At 47.3% G+C, this 17558-nt stretch carries 18 protein-coding genes; 5 read left to right on the forward strand and 13 right to left on the reverse strand.

Annotated features, from left to right (window positions below; translation table 11 throughout):
- Positions 1-31: 31 nt before the first annotated feature.
- The 8 genes from AC2TF5_RS26850 to AC2TF5_RS26885 form a co-directional block, all read right to left on the reverse strand.
- Positions 32-790 (reverse strand): SIMPL domain-containing protein, encoded by a 759-nt coding sequence (locus AC2TF5_RS26850; protein WP_491300122.1) that lies wholly within the window; start codon positions 788-790, stop codon positions 32-34.
- Positions 791-942: 152 nt separating this feature from the next.
- Positions 943-1212 (reverse strand): HPr family phosphocarrier protein, encoded by a 270-nt coding sequence (locus AC2TF5_RS26855; RefSeq protein WP_007133000.1) that lies wholly within the window; start codon positions 1210-1212, stop codon positions 943-945.
- A 101-nt stretch (positions 1213-1313) separates the two neighbouring features.
- Positions 1314-2243: a DNA-binding protein WhiA gene (gene whiA / locus AC2TF5_RS26860; protein ID WP_491300123.1), complete on the reverse strand. Its 930-nt coding sequence runs from the start codon at positions 2241-2243 to the stop codon at positions 1314-1316.
- A 5-nt stretch (positions 2244-2248) separates the two neighbouring features.
- Complete coding sequence (locus AC2TF5_RS26865) at positions 2249-3190, reverse strand: gluconeogenesis factor YvcK family protein (RefSeq protein WP_491303015.1); 942 nt, start codon at positions 3188-3190, stop codon at positions 2249-2251.
- Between the two features lie 57 nt (positions 3191-3247).
- Positions 3248-4153: an RNase adapter RapZ gene (gene rapZ / locus AC2TF5_RS26870; RefSeq protein ID WP_241931508.1), complete on the reverse strand. Its 906-nt coding sequence runs from the start codon at positions 4151-4153 to the stop codon at positions 3248-3250.
- Between the two features lie 76 nt (positions 4154-4229).
- Complete coding sequence (locus AC2TF5_RS26875; RefSeq protein ID WP_241931507.1) at positions 4230-5180, reverse strand: ROK family glucokinase; 951 nt, start codon at positions 5178-5180, stop codon at positions 4230-4232.
- Between the two features lie 462 nt (positions 5181-5642).
- Positions 5643-6467 (reverse strand): hypothetical protein, encoded by an 825-nt coding sequence (locus AC2TF5_RS26880; protein ID WP_491300124.1) that lies wholly within the window; start codon positions 6465-6467, stop codon positions 5643-5645.
- Positions 6468-6873: 406 nt separating this feature from the next.
- Positions 6874-8577, reverse strand: coding sequence for a glycoside hydrolase family 13 protein (locus AC2TF5_RS26885; RefSeq protein ID WP_491300125.1), 1704 nt, complete (start codon positions 8575-8577; stop codon positions 6874-6876).
- A gap of 261 nt (positions 8578-8838) precedes the next feature.
- On the opposite strand from AC2TF5_RS26885, the gene AC2TF5_RS26890 reads away from it, so the two are divergent.
- From AC2TF5_RS26890 to AC2TF5_RS26910, 5 genes are all read left to right on the forward strand, one after another.
- A complete protein-coding gene (locus tag AC2TF5_RS26890; protein WP_491300126.1) occupies positions 8839-9765 on the forward strand; it encodes an ABC transporter ATP-binding protein in 927 nt (308 codons plus the stop codon).
- 2 nt (positions 9766-9767) lie between these two features.
- Positions 9768-10511 carry an ABC transporter permease gene (locus AC2TF5_RS26895; protein WP_491300127.1) on the forward strand — a complete coding sequence of 248 codons (744 nt, stop codon included), beginning with the start codon at positions 9768-9770 and terminating at the stop codon, positions 10509-10511.
- Between the two features lie 12 nt (positions 10512-10523).
- Positions 10524-11672 (forward strand): sensor histidine kinase, encoded by a 1149-nt coding sequence (locus AC2TF5_RS26900; RefSeq protein ID WP_491300128.1) that lies wholly within the window; start codon positions 10524-10526, stop codon positions 11670-11672.
- A gap of 32 nt (positions 11673-11704) precedes the next feature.
- Entirely contained in the window at positions 11705-12274 is a 570-nt protein-coding gene (locus AC2TF5_RS26905; protein ID WP_491303016.1) for a response regulator, read from the forward strand.
- A gap of 212 nt (positions 12275-12486) precedes the next feature.
- Positions 12487-13122 (forward strand): NAD(P)-dependent oxidoreductase, encoded by a 636-nt coding sequence (locus AC2TF5_RS26910; RefSeq protein WP_491300129.1) that lies wholly within the window; start codon positions 12487-12489, stop codon positions 13120-13122.
- 91 nt (positions 13123-13213) lie between these two features.
- Here the strand turns inward: AC2TF5_RS26910 and AC2TF5_RS26915 are convergent, their stop codons facing one another.
- The 5 genes from AC2TF5_RS26915 to AC2TF5_RS26935 all read right to left on the reverse strand — a co-directional run bounded on the left by AC2TF5_RS26915 (position 13214) and on the right by AC2TF5_RS26935 (position 17534).
- Complete coding sequence (locus tag AC2TF5_RS26915) at positions 13214-13648, reverse strand: CBS domain-containing protein (protein WP_491300130.1); 435 nt, start codon at positions 13646-13648, stop codon at positions 13214-13216.
- A gap of 128 nt (positions 13649-13776) precedes the next feature.
- Complete coding sequence (locus tag AC2TF5_RS26920; RefSeq protein WP_491300131.1) at positions 13777-14982, reverse strand: 3'-5' exonuclease; 1206 nt, start codon at positions 14980-14982, stop codon at positions 13777-13779.
- Between the two features lie 538 nt (positions 14983-15520).
- Positions 15521-15994: a DIP1984 family protein gene (locus AC2TF5_RS26925; RefSeq protein WP_491300132.1), complete on the reverse strand. Its 474-nt coding sequence runs from the start codon at positions 15992-15994 to the stop codon at positions 15521-15523.
- Entirely contained in the window at positions 15991-16740 is a 750-nt protein-coding gene (locus tag AC2TF5_RS26930; protein ID WP_491300133.1) for a class I SAM-dependent DNA methyltransferase, read from the reverse strand. The genes AC2TF5_RS26925 and AC2TF5_RS26930 overlap by 4 nt, the downstream gene beginning before the upstream one ends.
- 38 nt (positions 16741-16778) lie before the next feature.
- On the reverse strand, positions 16779-17534 hold the full coding sequence (locus AC2TF5_RS26935) for a DUF3891 family protein (RefSeq protein ID WP_491300134.1): 756 nt from the start codon (positions 17532-17534) through the stop codon (positions 16779-16781).
- Positions 17535-17558 lie beyond the last annotated feature (24 nt).

The following is a 17558-nucleotide window of genomic DNA, read 5'->3' on the forward strand; positions in this document are numbered from 1 at the left end:
TGGACTTTCATACATTTCTCACAGGCATAAATTACTTCATTTCATACTGAACATACAGCTGCGTAATGAGTTTAATTTCGCCCGGCTTCACAGATGTACCTGCATCAGCCATGGAAGCACTATCCATTTTCATTTCCATGTTGCCATAGCTGAATACATCACGGTTCGCAGCCTCATCCTGAACAACACTCACAACAACACCAAGCTGCCGCTTGGAAGCCTTGGCAATGGCTTGTGCCTTGAGGTCCGCATTCGCCATCGCTTTCTCAATCACTTGCGTCTCAAATGCATCACGGTTCTCAACCGTAAAACGCGCGTTGCCAATGTTATTCGCTCCGGCCTCCGCTGCTGCATCAAGAAGTTCACCAACCTTGCTCAGATCACGAAGAGTAACCTCAAGCGAATGGTTGGCACTGTAATTTTGCACTTTACGTCCCTCTTTTTCGCTATAAGAGTAATTTGGCTGAACATAGAATTGTTCAGTTTTGATATCCTTGTCATCGATTTTCCAGGTGTTTTTCAGTAATTCGGTAATCTTAGCCATTTTCTGAGCGTTATTTTTCTGTGCCGACTTTGCTGTTTCTGCGAAAGACTCCACGCCGATAGACAGATATACGATATCTGGCTTCACTGAAATTTCACCCTTACCGAGCACTGTAATCCGGTTCTGCTGTACCGCTTCCGCCGCATGTACTTCCCCTACTCCCAAAGCTCCGGTCCATACAGAACCTCCTGTAAGCAATGCACCCGCGATCATGACCGACCCCAAACGTTTGGCCCATACCTTCATTTCCTTCGACCTCCTTTAATTTGGCAGTGCTATTAGCTTGCCTTAACTTTCTAACGGTCTATAATTGGTAATTGTTGCACTTTTCGAAAATTAAAAAAACGCATAAAAAAAGCCTTGTTTCCAAGGCTCCCTTTATACGTCCGTATAGAATTTTATTGGTTCTCCAATTCCTCTTTGCTGACCAAATTCACTAAAGAGGTAACTGCTTGCTCAGCGTCTGCGCCTTCAGCGCTAATGTGAACTTCAGTACCAGAACTTATGGCAAGGCTCATAATTCCCATGATACTTTTTGCGTTCACTTTTTTATCATCCTTTTCCACGAAAATTTCAGATGAGTATTTATTCGCTTCTTGAACGAACAGCGCGGCCGGTCTGGCATGAAGACCCGTTTTTAACCGAACGACTACCGGGTGCTTTGTCATGGAAAATTTACCCCCTATTATCAAATCTCAAAACATTGGAAATCGATGCTATTTCATAATATTATACCATTTTACCACATAGGACACTAGAATAAAAAATCTTAACTATTCCGGAGTTTTTCAGCCAGTTCATCGATTTTACGAAGACGGTGATTAACCCCTGACTTGCTGACAGTCCCCTTCAGCATCTCGCCGACTTCCTTCAAGTTCATATCGGGATGGGCAAGACGGACTTCAGCCACTTCACGGAGCTTGTCCGGCAGCTGGTCTAGACCCATTTCCCTCTGCAACAGCTTGATGTTCTCGATCTGCCGCACTGCGGCTCCAATCGTTTTGTTAAGGTTGGCAGTTTCGCAATTCACAATCCGATTGACGGAGTTTCGCATGTCGCGCATAATGCGGACATCCTCGAACTTGAACAAAGCCTGATGAGCGCCGATCAGGTTGAGGAACTCGATAATCTTCTCGCCTTCCTTAATGTAGAAAATAAATCCTTTCTTACGCTCAATACAGCGGGCATTTAGATGAAATTCATTCGCAAGATCCACCAGTGCCTTGCAGTGCTCCTCATACATGGAAGCGATTTCCAAATGATACGACGAGCCCTCTGGATTGTTAACGGATCCCCCAGCCATAAAGGCACCGCGCAGATAAGCCCGTTTGCAGCAGTTTTTACGTACGATTTCCTCATCAATCCGGGGCAGGAATAGAAAGCCTTCGGAGACAATCCGAAGTTCCTTCAAAATTTCCTGCACCCGGGCGGGAATGCGGACGATATAAACATTATTCTTCTTCAAACGCATTTTTTTACGCACTAAAAGTTCCGTATGCGCTTGGAAATGCTTTTTAATTAAGGAATAAATGCGCCTTGCGATCGCGGCATTTTCCGTCGAAATATCCAGCACAATTTTTTTGCTCGAAACCTGAACTGATCCGTTCATACGGATTAGCGCGGACAGTTCGGCTTTTTCACAACAGTTCTGACTTTCGACCATGGTTAGCTCTTTCTTCGTTTGTGCCGCAAAGGACAAGGGTCTCACCTCTTTCGTAACATCCAATCTTGCACCAATTGGAAAATATGATTGCTCAGCTTGTCGGCATCATGCCGTAAGTACGTACGAAACAGCACCAGCTTATCTGCGATCAGCTTATAACCGCGGCTGGTTACTTCATCCCGGTCAAGCTGAACAGGCTTCGCGCCCTTCTCGGCGTATTTGTCCTGTACTTGCGGCGGGATTTCACCATCGTTCACAATAACATAATCAAACAAGTGAAGACCAATATGGTCATATACGGCCTGCAAATGATCGCCGACCGTATAATTATCAGTTTCACCAGGTTGTGTCATTACATTACATACAAAAATCTTGATCGCGTCAGAAGCAACAATAGCATCCGACAGCTTAGGTACGAGAAGATTAGGCAATATACTAGTGTACAAACTGCCTGGCCCGATCAATATGGCATCGGCCTGCTGAATGGCCTCCAACGCTTCAGGCAGCGGCTCCACATTTTCCGGTTCGAGGGATATCCGCTTGATACGGCCCCCGGCTTCCGGAATTTTGGATTCGCCCGTGACGATGGTTCCATCCTCCATTTCAGCATGCAAAATAACCGCCTCACCCGCGGCAGGCAGCACCTGTCCGCGAACAACAAAAACCCGGCTCATCTCCTTGACCGCCGTGACAAAATCACCGTGTATATCCGTCATGGCAGCCAGGATTAAATTGCCGAGGCTGTGCCCCGCCAGTCCCGAGCCGGTGCTGAAGCGGTACTTCAATATATCGGATAACAGCGGCTCGACATCTGCGAGCGCCGTCACTACATTTCGAATATCTCCTGGAGGAGGCATTTGCAATTCACTTCGCAAAATCCCGGAACTACCACCGTCATCTGCGACAGTTACGATCGCCGTAATGTCCAGGGGCTTCTCCTTCAGGCCACGCAGCATGACGGATAGCCCTGTTCCTCCACCCATCACGACAATGCGAGGGCGCTTTCCAGCTTGTTCAGCCACGTTTATCACTTCCCTCTATTAGTGCCGATCCCGATCAGAATCACGGTGGCTGACCGATACCGATTCTGTTTCACTGGCGCCAAGCATCTTGCCGAGATATTCTGCAATCGCAACAGAGCGATGCTTGCCGCCTGTACAGCCGATACCGATAATAACCTGGCTCTTTCCTTCTTTCCGGTATTGCGGAATAAGAAAATGAAGCATATCCAGCAGTTTCGTTAGAAAAGCCTGCGTTTCTGGCCATTTCATCACATACTCATACACATCGCTGTTTTGGCCTGTGTTGGGACGCAGATTTTCTACATAATGGGGGTTGGGCAAAAAACGGACGTCGAATACCAGGTCGGCATCAATCGGTATTCCGTATTTAAATCCGAAAGATGTAATATTGACCGACAGAGTATTGGTTTCCAAATGGGTAAAACGGGAGATAATTTTTTCTTTCAATTTAGCCGGCTTCATATTGCTCGTATCAATGACCTGCGTTGCCGAATTTTTCAGCTCATCCAGCATTTTGCGTTCCAGACGGATTCCGTCGAGCGGCATGCCTTCAGGAGCCAGCGGATGACGCCGCCGACTCTCCTTGTAGCGCTGGACGAGTACTGAATCCGTTGCATCCAGGAACAGAATTTCGCAATGAATTGTGAAATGATCTTTAATGAAGTTCAGTGATTCCGACAATGCGGTGAAAAATTCACGGCCGCGCAGGTCGATGACCAGCGCTACCTTTCCGATCTTACCCTTCGATTGTTCAATCAGCTCAGCAAATTTAGGAATGAGCACAGGCGGCAGGTTGTCGACACAGAAGAACCCGAGGTCCTCCAGGCTTTGCACCGCCAATGTCTTTCCGGCTCCCGACATACCAGTAATGATGATCAGGGTGGCCATTGATGTTGTAGTGCTGCGATCCGCTGCTTCCAGCATCAGCTTCCCCTCCCTTATAAGTTTAAGTCTCAGCCATAGCTTTGCCTGTCAAAGATGGCGAAGCCGTTTACGCTTGTTATGAACGCAAGTGAAGACCGGCTGCACCGACAACTCCAGCATCATTCCCGAGCTCTGCCGCAACAATGCGAACGCCGCGCTGCAATGGTTCCGGTGTCAACTTGTTAAACACGGCACGAACTTCACTAAACAGAATTTCGCCTGCCTTAGAGACGCCACCGCCAATAATGAACACTTCTGGATTAAGTACAGCTGAGACCGATGCCATGGATTTACCGAGGTAATAAGCGGCACGGTTTACGATACGCAGAGCCACTTCATCTCCAGCTTTCGCCGCATCGAACACTTCCTTGGCCGCAATGTTGTTAACAAGTGCCAGAGAAGTGCGGTCCCCGCGCTCTACAGCGTCTTTCGCCATGCGGATAATGCCTGTTGCCGAGGAAACCGTCTCAAGGCATCCCATTTTGCTGCAGCCGCACTGAATAGCTTCCAGATCAGGTACAACGGTAATATGACCCAGTTCACCAGCCATGCCGCCGAACCCTTGATAGATTTTCCCGTTCACGATAATGCCACCGCCAACGCCTGTACCGAGTGTATAGCAGACACAGTTATCGACCCCGCGTCCCGCACCGCTCCAAGCTTCACCCAGAGCTGCTACGTTTGCGTCGTTATCTATTTTGACCGGCTTGCCAAGGCGCTCCTCAAGCAGCGCACGAATTGGCACATCTTTAAATCCTACGTTAGGTGCCAGAATAATGATTCCTTCACGGATGTTCGTAAAGCCCGCAACGCCCGCTCCAACGCCTACAAGCTGGTCCCAGCTGTATGGGGATTGCTCCACAATATGACGTACATACTTCTCAATATTGCCGATCACGGTGTCAACGCCCTTAGACGTTTCCGTTGGTCCCTCATACGTCTGCAGCAGTTGACCCTCTTCATTGCATATTCCGACTTTAATCGATGTTCCGCCTAAATCGACACCTACGTAGATGTTCTCAGACATGTTACAAGCCACCTTTTTCCTTCTATAATAGATTGCTCCTACTGTACCCACTATAATTGAAGGCACCCTTTCGGTCAAGAGAAGGCAAGGGGATAAAACGCCCCAGGACAATGGCTAAAAAGCCTTATAAATACAGTAACAGTGCGCTTCTGCTTACCGCTGTTCCACTGCGCTAAATAACCGCAAACGACAACATCTTTGCCATCCGTTAATGGTGAATTCCACCTTATCCATTCATGTAACAAAAAATGAAACACGTACTATTTTATGAAAGGAAAAAGCCTCGTTCCCCTTAGGGAAACGAAGCTGTTTAACGATTCTTGCGAATTGATCCGAAATAATATGGCGGGCCCCCCCGCCTGAACCGGTCAACCATAAAGCATGTAGCCGTTCCCTGCCAAAAGGAAAAACGGGAATCAACCCCAATTGGCTTGGAGAAGATTCCCGTTATTTTAATATTTATTATTCCAAATAGCCTTCGGCAATTTTCATCAAAGTTTCTTTGCTTACTTTATTTATGTCTCCACGTAAAGTATAGGCGTATTTTACCTTTTTGTCTGGGCTCTCGTATACCCATTTCAGCTCGTGCGACTGCGAAGGGCCAAATTCTGTATGCAGCATTTCTACTCCCTTCACTTGAACCTTCTCCTGCTTAAATTCAACGTTCTCGTCAATATACATTGTAGGATCGCTCTTTCCACTCAGATTAGTGATATCAACCCCGATTTCATCTTCGCCATTTTGATACGTAGCAAAGAGGAGGAAAAACTGATCTGTCATTTCAACCGGCATCATGGCATATCCCTGATTGGATTCTTCCGCCTGCTTTCTCAGCTTTTCTGCCATTTTCTTATTTTCTTCCGAAGAAGGAGGATTCACTTCCTGAGCATTTTTAAAGATTACGTCCGCCTTTTGGAATGTATAATTTCCATTGACTTTGTCTGCGATCTTAATGGATTTATCCGTAATCTTATCGCGCAATTGAGAAAGATCTTGGAAGTTAGTCACCTTCGTTCCAAGAATTGTTTCATGATTCGGGTTATTGGCAACCATATAGAACAGCCCAGCTTCCCCGTTCTTTAGCACCTTATCCTTAAGTTCATAAAATGCCTTGTAACGCTCTATCTCATCTTTCGATTCTGTTTTTCCGTAATCTTTCGTCGATTTAGTCTCATATACTACTTCGCCATCCTTATTCGACAAAGAATTATACTGCACGGCCGCGTAACCCGTGGAAGCCATTAACATCATCCCTACAAACGCAGTCAAAGCAACTTTATATTTCACAAAAAACCTCTCCTTTTCTTTTGGCTTAGCATTTAGTATTCTTATTACTTTTCCTGTCAAGTCGGCGTCGGGAATGCGCGGGTCATCAAACCATCCAACACATCTGCAATGATCTGACTTAACTCCGCATCACTCAAGCCGTCTCCCCCCTTTCACTCTATACAACGAACAGCTCGACCCAAAATGTGACAGCACCAAAAATCACTACAATCTAAATCGAGCTTCGCAGGGAGCTTGTTCGGTCCGATTCCGTAAACCCAATTCCGTTAGGATTCGCCGGTTGCTCCCCTGGCTTATCCACCGTGGTTCATACCCTTGAATGCTAATGTCCCTAGTCTTCAGATCCTGTTAATACGCATGTACACCTATGTGGATTTTATGACAATTATGCTTTACTGCCTTCCGCTCAAGGTTTCACGCAATCGCCCTCGATCAAATATACCCTCGCCTCGTAAGGCCTTAAAGTCAAATGATACACATCTTCCCCTTGGCGTGGTTCATAGTTGGAGATCATTAGTTTCTTATCGTCTGTCCTGAGATCTTCCGGCCAATTAAATACAGGTGTCTTATCAAAAAAGTTCAGTATCACAAGCAGCTTCTCATTCTCAACGGACCGCACAAATGCATAAATCTCCGTATCCAGAGGCAGCAGCAGCTTGTAATCACCATATACGATCGCTTGGCACTGCTTCCGGATCGCAATCAGCTTACGGTAATAGTGAAAAATAGAGTTTGGATCAGCCAGCGCCCGCTTCACGTTAATATCCTGATAGTTCTTGTTCAACTTGATCCAAGGCTCTCCCTCTGTAAAGCCGGCATGTAGAGTATCATCCCACTGCATCGGCGTACGCGCGTTGTCCCGACTCTTCTTGTGTATGGCCTTCATCGTAACTTCCTCTGGCTGGCCCCGGAGCCTGGATTGCTCGTAATAGTTCAGCGTCTCTACATCCCGGTAATCCTCGATAGAATCGAATACCACGTTGGTCATGCCGATCTCTTCACCTTGAAAAATGTATGGAGTACCCTGCAACATCTGAATAAACGTGGCCAGCATTTTGGCTGACTGTTCCCGGTATTCTCCGTCATTGCCGAACCGGGACACCGGCCTTGGCTGATCGTGGTTGCTTAAATAGTTCGCGTTCCACCCTCTTCGATGCAAGACGGTCTGCCAGCTGCTCATGATCTTTTTGAGTTCGATCAGCGTCCATGAACGGATTTCCCACTTCCCCGTACCTTCGGAAGCGGCGTCTAGAAACATATGCTCGAACTGAAACACCATATTGAGCTCATTGCGGTCCTCGCCGACATAATCGAGCGCCTCCTCAGGCCCAAGGCCCGACGTCTCGCCAATTGTCATGATGTCGAATTCAAACAGCACTTCCTCGTTCAGCTTCTTGAGCATCGTATGTACCTGCTCCAGGTTGGAGAAATAATGATATGCCCGTACGACGGGCAGATTGTCCGGGTTATCCGCATCAGGCAACCCTGTCTCCTTTACAATATGAGCAATCGCATCGAACCGGAAGCCGTCAACGCCTTTGGCAAGCCACCAGCGGATCATTTTGTACAGATCGTTCACCATCGCTTCGTTCTCCCAGTTCAGGTCAGGCTGCTGCTTGGCGTACAGGTGCATAAAAAACTCATCGGTCTTCTGATCATATTCCCACACCGAGCCGCTGAAATACGATTCCCAATTGTTCGGATACTGTCCGTCCTTGCCTTTGCGCCAAATATAATAATCTCGCTTCGGATTATCCTTAGAGGAACGTGATTCAAGAAACCACGGATGCTCGTCCGATGTATGATTCAGCACGAGATCCATCATAATCTTCAGTCCGCGTTTGTGTGCTTCCTCCAGCAGCTCATCAAAATCCTCCATCGTTCCGTAACGACTTTCAATGGCACAATAATCACTGATATCATAACCATTGTCATGACCTGGAGACTTGTAGATCGGACACAGCCAGATCACATTGACGCCAAGATACTGCATATAGTCCAGCTTGGAAATGACACCGCGGAGGTCACCGACACCGTCGCCGTCCGAATCTTTAAAGCTGATCGGGTATATCTGGTACACTACGCTTTCTTTCCACCACTTTTTTTTCACCTGTCTACTCCTTCCTTGATTACTCAGCCCTTATCACTACGAATGCGGATCTCTCTTCCGATCACTGTTGTCCTCGGATTTTTTCTAAATCTTTTTGGAATTGTTGAAATCCGGGGACAAAGGCGACTTATTTTGTGCATTATGGCGCCACTTCATGCTAAAAATGACAATTGTCATCTCAAAGTCATGACAACCTTTACTAACCGACCAATCCCGCTCCCGATAAGATAGAACCAAGGAAATAAAGCGGAGGTGCGGAACATGGTTAAACAACAACATCACGAGCCCATTGTGGAGCTTGTGCAAATCACAAAATCATACGGTGCCAAAAAAGCGGTCAACAACATTTCATTCACGATTGAGAAAGGCTCCATCACAGCAATCTTGGGTCCCAACGGAGCTGGCAAGTCGACAACTATCTCGATGATGCTCGGTTTGATCGACCCAACCGAGGGAGAAATCCGATTGTTCGGCAGAAGCCCGAAGGATCGGCAGGTTAAAGAAAAAATCGGTGCCATGCTTCAAGAGGTCAGTGTTATGGACAGCCTGAAAGCACGCGAGATCATTGCGCTCATTCGGGGCTATTACCCCCATCCGATGGAAATGTCCGAGCTAAAGAAACTGTCCGGTCTGACAGATGAAGAGCTGAACAAGCGCGCGACCAAAATGTCCGGCGGACAGAAACGGAAACTAAGCTTCGCCCTGGCGCTGGCAGGAAATCCAGATCTGCTGTTTTTTGATGAACCTACTGTGGGGCTGGACACCACTTCGCGGCGGTTATTCTGGCGAACCGTTCGTGGACTCGCTGCTCAGGGCAAGACCATCCTGTTCACTACTCACTATCTACAGGAAGCAGACGATATGGCTGACCGGATCATTCTGTTCAATAACGGAACGATCGCCGCTGATGGCAAACCAGAGGAGATTAAAGCGAAGCTGACGCGGCGTTCGATATCTTTTGTCGTAGAAACAGATCAGCAACTCATTAAAGAACGGCTCTATAAACTTTCAGGCGTAACGGATGTGTATGAACAAGACGCCAGGATGCATGTGGTAGTAGAGAATACAGATCAGATATTGGCTGTTATTTTACGCGAAGAAATGGCTGTCCGTGATATTAGAATCGATGAGGGCAGTCTGGATGAAGCGTTTGACCAGTTAACCCAAAAACAAGAGGAGGCTGTATAACGATGACAGGGCGTCTTATTGTACTTCAATGCAAAATGGAACTGCTGCGCATTGCGCGCAACCCGTATTTCATTTTCTGGTCGTTGGCCATGCCGATATTGTTCTATTTCATTTTCACCCGGGTCGTGAATACCGGAGCCCCAGATGCAGAATTGTGGCAGGCTCATTACCTGATCTCAATGACCACCTTCAGTGTGATGGGATCAGCCATCATGGCGATGGGTATCCGCCTCGTACAAGAGCATACGCTTGGCTGGTCTGTCTACATGAGAGTGACACCTCTCCCGGGAAGCGTATATTTTTTTGGCAAAATGTTCGGCCAGTCCGTAATGCATTTGCTCTCGATTATTGTCATCTTTATCGCTGGTTATCTTATTAACGGTATTCATATGCCAGCTTGGCAGTGGATTACAAGCGGCCTGTGGATCATGCTCGCCTCCACCCCGTTTCTTGCGATCGGCACATTGGTTGGAGCAATGAAGCGTGTAGAGACTGCCAGTGGTGTAAGCAACGGTATCTATTTAGCACTGGCTATTACGGGAGGCATGTGGATGCCGATGGAGATTCTGCCTAACTTCCTTCAAGCCGTTGGAAAATGGCTGCCATCATATCATTTTGCAAGTGGGGGATGGGAGATTATCCGCGGAAACATGCCGGAACTCAAATCTGTTGTACTTTTAGCAGGATATTTAGTTCTCTTTATGGTAATATCCACCTATATCCGAAAAAAACAGCAAGCTGCGTAAGGATGATGGTGAATGAAACCTGGTAAGTTCCAACTGTTCCCGCATCGATTAGGATTTTTCCCTTATTTATGGCTCGTTTATTTAAGCATGCCAATCTATCAACTGGTTGCCTTTGAAACAGGCTGGAAGCTTTACATCGGGTATATGATGGTCGGCCTGTTTGTTGTCACATATCGGCAGCTTTATTTCGCAGAAGGGAAACGCTCCTTCTTTCTTTGGCTGCTGCTTCAAATGCTCATTATTTTTATCTTTTGTATGGGATACAGTACCTCTTACTTATTTATGGGGTTTTTCACGGCTCATTTTATCGGGTGGTATTCAGACCAGCGGAAATTCATGATGGCTTATATAATATTCGTTCTAATCGAGACCGTTCCGCTTATCTTCCATATGAATCAGATATGGAATCCGGGCCTTCTGTACACCTTGCCCTTCATGCTCATTATGATGCTGTCCCCTTTCGGGATCCGGTCCATGAACCGCAGGCAGAAGCTGGAGAAGGAACTCGCACAGGCCAATGAACAAATCCATAACCTCATTAAAGGTGAGGAACGGATGCGGATCGCAAGGGATTTACACGATACACTCGGTCATACCCTGTCCCTGATCACGTTAAAGAGTCAGCTTGTTGAAAAACTCGTTGGTGTTAATGTAGAGCAAGCCCGGCTTGAGGCACGAGAAATTCAAAACACCTCTCGTGCTGCACTTCGCCAGGTACGTGAGCTGGTATCCGATATGCGGACCGCAACCCTTACAGAAGAGCTGAGAGAAGCCCGGATTATTTTGCAAAGCGCAGATATTGACCTTACACACGAGGGCAATCCGAGATATGAAGGCATTCCGGACACAGCACACAACATTCTGAGCCTGTGCTTGCGGGAGGCGGTCACCAATGTGGTGAAACACAGCGGAGCTTCCCGATGTCATCTTAGCTTCGACCAATCTGAGAGTGAATGGATGCTGTCGGTAAAGGATAACGGAATTGGGGTTCCATCCGGCACCGACGGTCAAGAAACAAGGGAGAAAAATGGACTAAAGGGAATGTCTGAACGTCTTGCCTTAATTGGCGGCACGATGAAAATCATTGCAGAGGAGGGTACCCTCCTTATAGTGCGCGTCCCAATCGTTATAACGAACCGGAAGGAGTGTGAAGCCGGTTGAGCATCCGGGTATTTATTGCAGAGGACCAGCGTATGCTGCGCGGCGCATTGGCGCTGCTGCTCGATTTTGAAGAGGATATTCAGGTTGTGGGTCAAGCCGGGGATGGCAAGGAGGCACTTGCTTTAATTGCCGAGCTAAAGCCGGACGTCTGCCTGCTCGACATCGAGATGCCGATAAAGAGCGGGCTTGAAGTTGCGGAGGAACTACAGCGGCTACGACTGCCTTGCAGGATCATTATTCTTACCACCTTTGCCCGCCCTGGTTACTTCGAGCGCGCTGTTCAGGCCGGTGTCCAAGGTTACCTGCTAAAGGACGAGCCAAGCGATCGTCTCGCCGAAGCTATCCGCCGCGTCATGGAAGGACGCCGCGAGGTGTCGCCGGAGCTGGTCTTCGGTACGGTGCGTGAAGTTAATCCGCTGACCGAACGAGAACGCGAAATCCTGCGGCTGGCAGCAGCGGGCAACAGCTCCGGCGAAATCGCCTCCATCCTGCACCTGTCATACGGAACCGTGCGTAACTATATGTCTGAAGTTCTGAACAAGCTGGAAGCCAAAAACCGGATTGAGGCTATTGCCTTAGCGGAGGAAAAAGGCTGGATTTAAACATAAGTGCGCGTGAAGCGCTACCCGTAAAATTGAAATCCCCCGTGTCCATCATGAGGACGTGGGGGATTTTTGTAGCACGTGCGGTGCGGCGATGCTATGCCGGCATGGCAGTCGACCGTTGAAACGGCGATATTGAAAAATCTGGAACGGGGGTCAATAAGTAACGTAACAACTAACTATATGTACTCATCAAGATTGGGGGAAGTGGAATGGATAATACCAAAACAATTGCTATCATCGGAGGCACAGGAAAGGTAGGACGCCATGTAGCAACAAAAGCACTACAACGTGGTTATCGAGTCATCATGCTTGCCAGAAACCCAGACAAATATAAATTTAATGATCCTGGACTAACAATCATACAAGGGGATGCTCAGAGCACTGATTCTATCCGGCTGCTGCTTAAAGATTGTGATGCCGTAATCAATACGCTGGGACAGCCGGCTAGAGATCACCCGATATACAGCAGCGTGACGAATGACATCCTTACCATCATGAGTGAGTATGGAATGAATAGATATATAAGTGTTACGGGAGGGTCACTTCATGTACCGGGTGACAGCAAGAGGTTGATCAACAAAATCGGGGAGAAAATGTTCGAAATCTTATTTTCCAAGATGATGATTGATAAAAAGAAGGAACTGAACCTTCTTCTAAATAGTGATCGAGACTGGACACTTATACGATTACCGTTTGTGGTTGATGGTCCTGAAACAGGGGACATCAAGGTGAAATTAACGGATATGCCCGGAACAAAAATTACAAATGGGGATATTGCGGCTTTTCTCATTGATCAGGTGTTGGACACCCAATATATCCGTAAAACCCCCTGCATTTCGAACTGATATCCTACATATTTATCACAAAAAACCCGTATGGCCTTCACCTTTAATAAGGAAGAGACCACGCGGGTTTTCACATTACCCTTACCCTATGTTATTGAACCGTTCCCGCACCTTTAGAGATCCGGCTCAGAGCTTCGCCCGATTCATTAATGTAAATATCCCGTACAGCAAGATCACCGATCGCACAAATACCGACTAAACGGCCTTGGTTGTCCACTACAGGCAGACGTCTAATCTGATGCTGTGCCAGCATATTTGCTGCCTCATGAATTTCCGTGTGCGGCTCGCAGCATTTGACCTCGCCTGTCATCAGTTCCTCGCATGTTGTCATTTTTAAATCCTTATTCTTAGCCACACCACGAAGCACGATATCACGGTCCGTCATAATTCCAGTCAGCCTGCCCGCCTGATCAACAATCGGTACTGCACCGACATTACCCTGTTCCATGATTTTCGCTGCCTTCTCTACCGGGTCATTCGTTTGGCAGGTCTGTACTTGTCTGGTCATGACTTCAATAATTTGCATGGTAAGTTAAAGTCTCCTTTTACAAAGTTTACTCATAATATGAGTTTAAAAGGATTTGTTTATACCTCTGTATCAACAAGAGCTAGTGCAATTCTGCGGCCCAACTTGATGATGGTACAAATAGCCATCTAATCCTGTTTTATTCGGGTGAGCCATGCCGCCGCATAACCTGCAATCATCGAACAGACCAGGCCTAGGCTATAGGTGAGGATGTTAATATAAGCAGTGTTTGTGTACTGGTTCCAATACCCCCATCGGAAGAGCGCCGAATCCAGATTTTCAGGACCTCCGCCCAGCCCCTTAAAAATATGACGATAATATCCATAAGCGAACAGCCCCAGGACCCCAGCCATGACAATCAGGAAGATGATGATTCCTTTGGAATACCATCCATCTTTCATTTTTTCACAGAAGAAGTTTCTAGATGTCATGCCCGTCAGATAAAGGAGAGCTATGTATAGTGGAATAAGGAGAAACACCACCAGCATGGCCGGATTTCCATTGCCTGAAAGATGTCCATTCCACCCCAACCGAAATGTAAGCAGATCAACCAGCCCGGTTAGTGATGCCGTAAGCAGAAGCAAGACGATGATGCTCAGAAACAAGGAGCGCTGCTGCCCGGTGAGGGCAGGGAAACGTCTTTGATTCAAGCTAGATTCCGCTCTCTTGGCTAATGGTGTAAGCTTAAACCTTTTAACAGAGATGGGATCGATGAATTGAAGGTGCTCTATGTTTCTGGACTCAAGCTCCCTTAACATTTCCAGAAAAATTTGCCTGATCAGCAGACTGTCTCCCAATGCATCATGTCTTTGTTTCCCCTTGCTATCCAAACCGTAGTAATACAGCAAGAAATCCGTAGAAATGATATCATCCACTTCCGGATGAAGGTACGTGAATAATGCCTTGGTGTCGATACACGGGTTAGTCGGCACAGCCAGGTTTTGTCGTGCGCACTCCTTTTGAAGGAGTGGCAGATCAAACTCGTAGCCCGCATGGGTTACGAGAATACAGCCTTCAGCAAAACCCAGAAATTGTCCGTATATCTCTCCCAGCCTCGGCGCATTCTCGACATCACCATTGTAAATGCCGGTTAAAATCTCGATCTCTTGTGGGATCGGCTTGGCAGGTTTGATGTACGTGCTGAACGTCTCTTCTGAATTCACTCCGCTGCTGTCTATACGAACCGCCCCGATCTGAATAATCCGCTCAGTCTCCACCTGAATGCCAGTGGCCTCTAGGTCAAACACACAGAACTTTTGACGCTGTATGTCCCGAATGCTTAATCCCGATACTTCGTATGTTTCTTCCGATAGCATCTTTATCTGCATGGGCATGCTCGCCCTCATTACCCCATCCCCTCTCGGTTCTAAACTCATTAATTAATAAACAATTCTATGCCTTGAGTTAGAGTTCCTTTACTGACATGTATGGATCAAGATCGATATGGGGCAACGAAAACTAAATAAGCTACCTCCGATAGCGTCCCGGAAGCAGCTTATAGCTTAGCTTTTTTATAAAATGTCTATAGAATGGGGTCTTAACTATGGCATCTAGAAAAAACAGATATGGATAATTGTTTTGCTCACATCTTTTCGAATCAAAGCAATCTAACCTACAAAGCGTGTAGTTCCCCTTGCCCACCCTCACCCTGAACCTTAAATCAGCACGTGGTAGTTACATTAAAAAAGATACACTGTACATGATGACCTGCATCTGTAACAATGATGGGCTAATTTATAACATTTCAGATATGGCCCTGCATCTGGATCTTTCCAACTTCACCCGTTGGAGGGGTTTGTGCTCACCTTTAAGGAACAAGGGTTACCTGCTCTACACGCTTATGGTTATTTAGTTATATCGTTGCATTGGTCGTTATTGCGGGTCATCCTCAATTAAATCAATCGTCCAGTTTTTCTCTTGAATGCGGAAATCAAGCTCACGGTAGTTCTTAGCTAGTTCATCCACCTGTTTCTGAAGGGTTGGGACCTCAATGATCGTAATAAACTTCACCTCAGAACGCATATAGCGGTCTTGACGGATGGACGCGGATTCAAGCAACTCGTTCATAATTTTCCGCTTTTGCATCATGCTATCCCGCTCCACGAGAACATCCGCAAGGCTCTTCCCGTCAGCAAAAATGGTGTGTGAATTGGTCTTATTGATCTTCTTAATCCAACTCGCCAATTCTTCCATCGTCCGGTCGAGTTCAACAAAAAGCTCGGTGGGATTCTCAACTGGCTGCTCACCCTCCTGTACCTTCACCACTCGCTCCAACCGCTGCTTCAACTGGGCGATCCTGCGCTGACAATCAGCGCGTAATACCAACGCTTCTGCAAGTTTCATCATGAGCCCTCCTTTTTAAAGCCTTTCATCAAAAAGAACAACGGAATTCTTAGTCTGCGTTCATACGTTTCCCGATTGCTGAAATGACGCTCATCGGGTCGTGATTCCCTGATCTGTTCCACCACGAACCCTGCTCTCTGCAGCGCGGAAAAATAGTCCTCTACCGTTCGATGAAACTTTTTCACCGTACGACCCAGCCACTCCTGTTCACGTCCACCCGCAACAAAATAATTGTCGACCGTCCAATCCTGCTTCTGTCCTGCCGGTTTCGCTAGTCCGTAGGACGATGTCATAACCGGATGCTCTACGGAGAACACAAAGCTCCCGCCGGCCTTCAGTGAAGTATATACATGGCTGAACAGCGCATCGATGTCTTCTATATAGTGGATGACGAGCCTCGATACAACCAGATCATATGCAGCTTCTGGTGCCTTCCAATCCTCCAAAGCCATATGGATCACGCAGCCGTTCGGTATAGGGCCGAGTGTTTTCCGAGCATGCTCCACCATGTTGCCGGAGCCTTCTAGCCCAGTATATTGTGACGCACCCATCTCCAGCAGCTCACTACCATAGGTTGCGGTACCACAACCCAAGTCCAGAATCGACTTCCGCCGCACATCGCCTATCATTTCATAAATAATCGGCTTCTCCAGCGTATCATTAGCATTCTCGCTCCAGCTTCTTCGCTGCAAGTAACTTTCCAAAAAAGCTTCCTGATCATAATGGTCCGATCCCCGGTATGCCGTCATCCCATCCTCCTTGTCCGCGTGGCTTCCACATGACTAACTCATACAAAAGTAACCTTAAGCTCTGTCCAACCGCTCTCCTGATAGGCTTCATGGACTCCGACTTCTCTAATCCGCCTTTTCGGAACATGCTTGTTCCGTAACACAGCCGTCCATTCTTGCGCGAAAAGTTGAGGAGTTAAGCGAACTTCATGATCGCTGATCCACGCGGCTGAAAACTTTTGACCGCCTACCAAGCTGTTAAAGCCATTTCTGAACCAGGGATGCTCCTCCTCTTTAGAGACTCCTTCCGGGTTCATGCAGACGTATAGGGAAATATCATCACATAGCTGCAACAGCTGAAAATGTCTTGCGATGGTCTGCTCGTCCGGATAGTTCAACTTCTCTTTCAGTCGTTCCTGCCGCGCTAGCTCACGCTGATAGAACGCAAGCTCTGCTTCCTGTCTGGAATCCTGATCCGATTGAAAAAATGACGCATAATGCATGCTGCAGAGCATTGCCGCGTAACGGCTCATCTCCTCGGTTTCGTCCACTCCTATTTGGTACAAGACCAGCTTAGGCAACACAGGGTAATCTATGAATGAAAACGGCACGTTACTACGGTCATTCCATATTGGCATGGCATCCAACCGGATCCAGCTCCGGTCATGTTCCCGAATGGCCAGCAGACAATCATCCTTGTACTCTCCGTCCAGAAACCATTCCTCCCGGAATCCCCGAGCCACTTCTTCCGAAAAATGTGCATGGTCATCCTGCGTTGTCATCACAAAAGCCTCATCAGATTCCCGAATAATCATGGGATTCCCTCCTTAGCTTTTAGC

Source organism: Paenibacillus sp. JNUCC 34 (genome assembly GCF_058269055.1).

Coding starts and splice junctions, on each gene's coding strand:
- AC2TF5_RS26850 (WP_491300122.1), bottom strand. CDS start 790: ATGAAGGTATGGGCCAAACGTTTGGGGTCGGTCATGATCGCGGGTGCA.
- AC2TF5_RS26855 (WP_007133000.1), bottom strand. CDS start 1,212: ATGACAAAGCACCCGGTAGTCGTTCGGTTAAAAACGGGTCTTCATGCC.
- AC2TF5_RS26865 (WP_491303015.1), bottom strand. CDS start 3,190: ATGGGTGGAGGAACAGGGCTATCCGTCATGCTGCGTGGCCTGAAGGAG.
- rapZ (WP_241931508.1), bottom strand. CDS start 4,153: ATGCTGGAAGCAGCGGATCGCAGCACTACAACATCAATGGCCACCCTG.
- AC2TF5_RS26875 (WP_241931507.1), bottom strand. CDS start 5,180: ATGTCTGAGAACATCTACGTAGGTGTCGATTTAGGCGGAACATCGATT.
- AC2TF5_RS26890 (WP_491300126.1), top strand. CDS start 8,839: ATGGTTAAACAACAACATCACGAGCCCATTGTGGAGCTTGTGCAAATC.
- AC2TF5_RS26895 (WP_491300127.1), top strand. CDS start 9,768: ATGACAGGGCGTCTTATTGTACTTCAATGCAAAATGGAACTGCTGCGC.
- AC2TF5_RS26900 (WP_491300128.1), top strand. CDS start 10,524: ATGAAACCTGGTAAGTTCCAACTGTTCCCGCATCGATTAGGATTTTTC.
- AC2TF5_RS26905 (WP_491303016.1), top strand. CDS start 11,705: ATGCTGCGCGGCGCATTGGCGCTGCTGCTCGATTTTGAAGAGGATATT.
- AC2TF5_RS26910 (WP_491300129.1), top strand. CDS start 12,487: ATGGATAATACCAAAACAATTGCTATCATCGGAGGCACAGGAAAGGTA.
- AC2TF5_RS26915 (WP_491300130.1), bottom strand. CDS start 13,648: ATGCAAATTATTGAAGTCATGACCAGACAAGTACAGACCTGCCAAACG.
- AC2TF5_RS26920 (WP_491300131.1), bottom strand. CDS start 14,982: ATGCCCATGCAGATAAAGATGCTATCGGAAGAAACATACGAAGTATCG.
- AC2TF5_RS26925 (WP_491300132.1), bottom strand. CDS start 15,994: ATGATGAAACTTGCAGAAGCGTTGGTATTACGCGCTGATTGTCAGCGC.
- AC2TF5_RS26930 (WP_491300133.1), bottom strand. CDS start 16,740: ATGACGGCATACCGGGGATCGGACCATTATGATCAGGAAGCTTTTTTG.
- AC2TF5_RS26935 (WP_491300134.1), bottom strand. CDS start 17,534: ATGATTATTCGGGAATCTGATGAGGCTTTTGTGATGACAACGCAGGAT.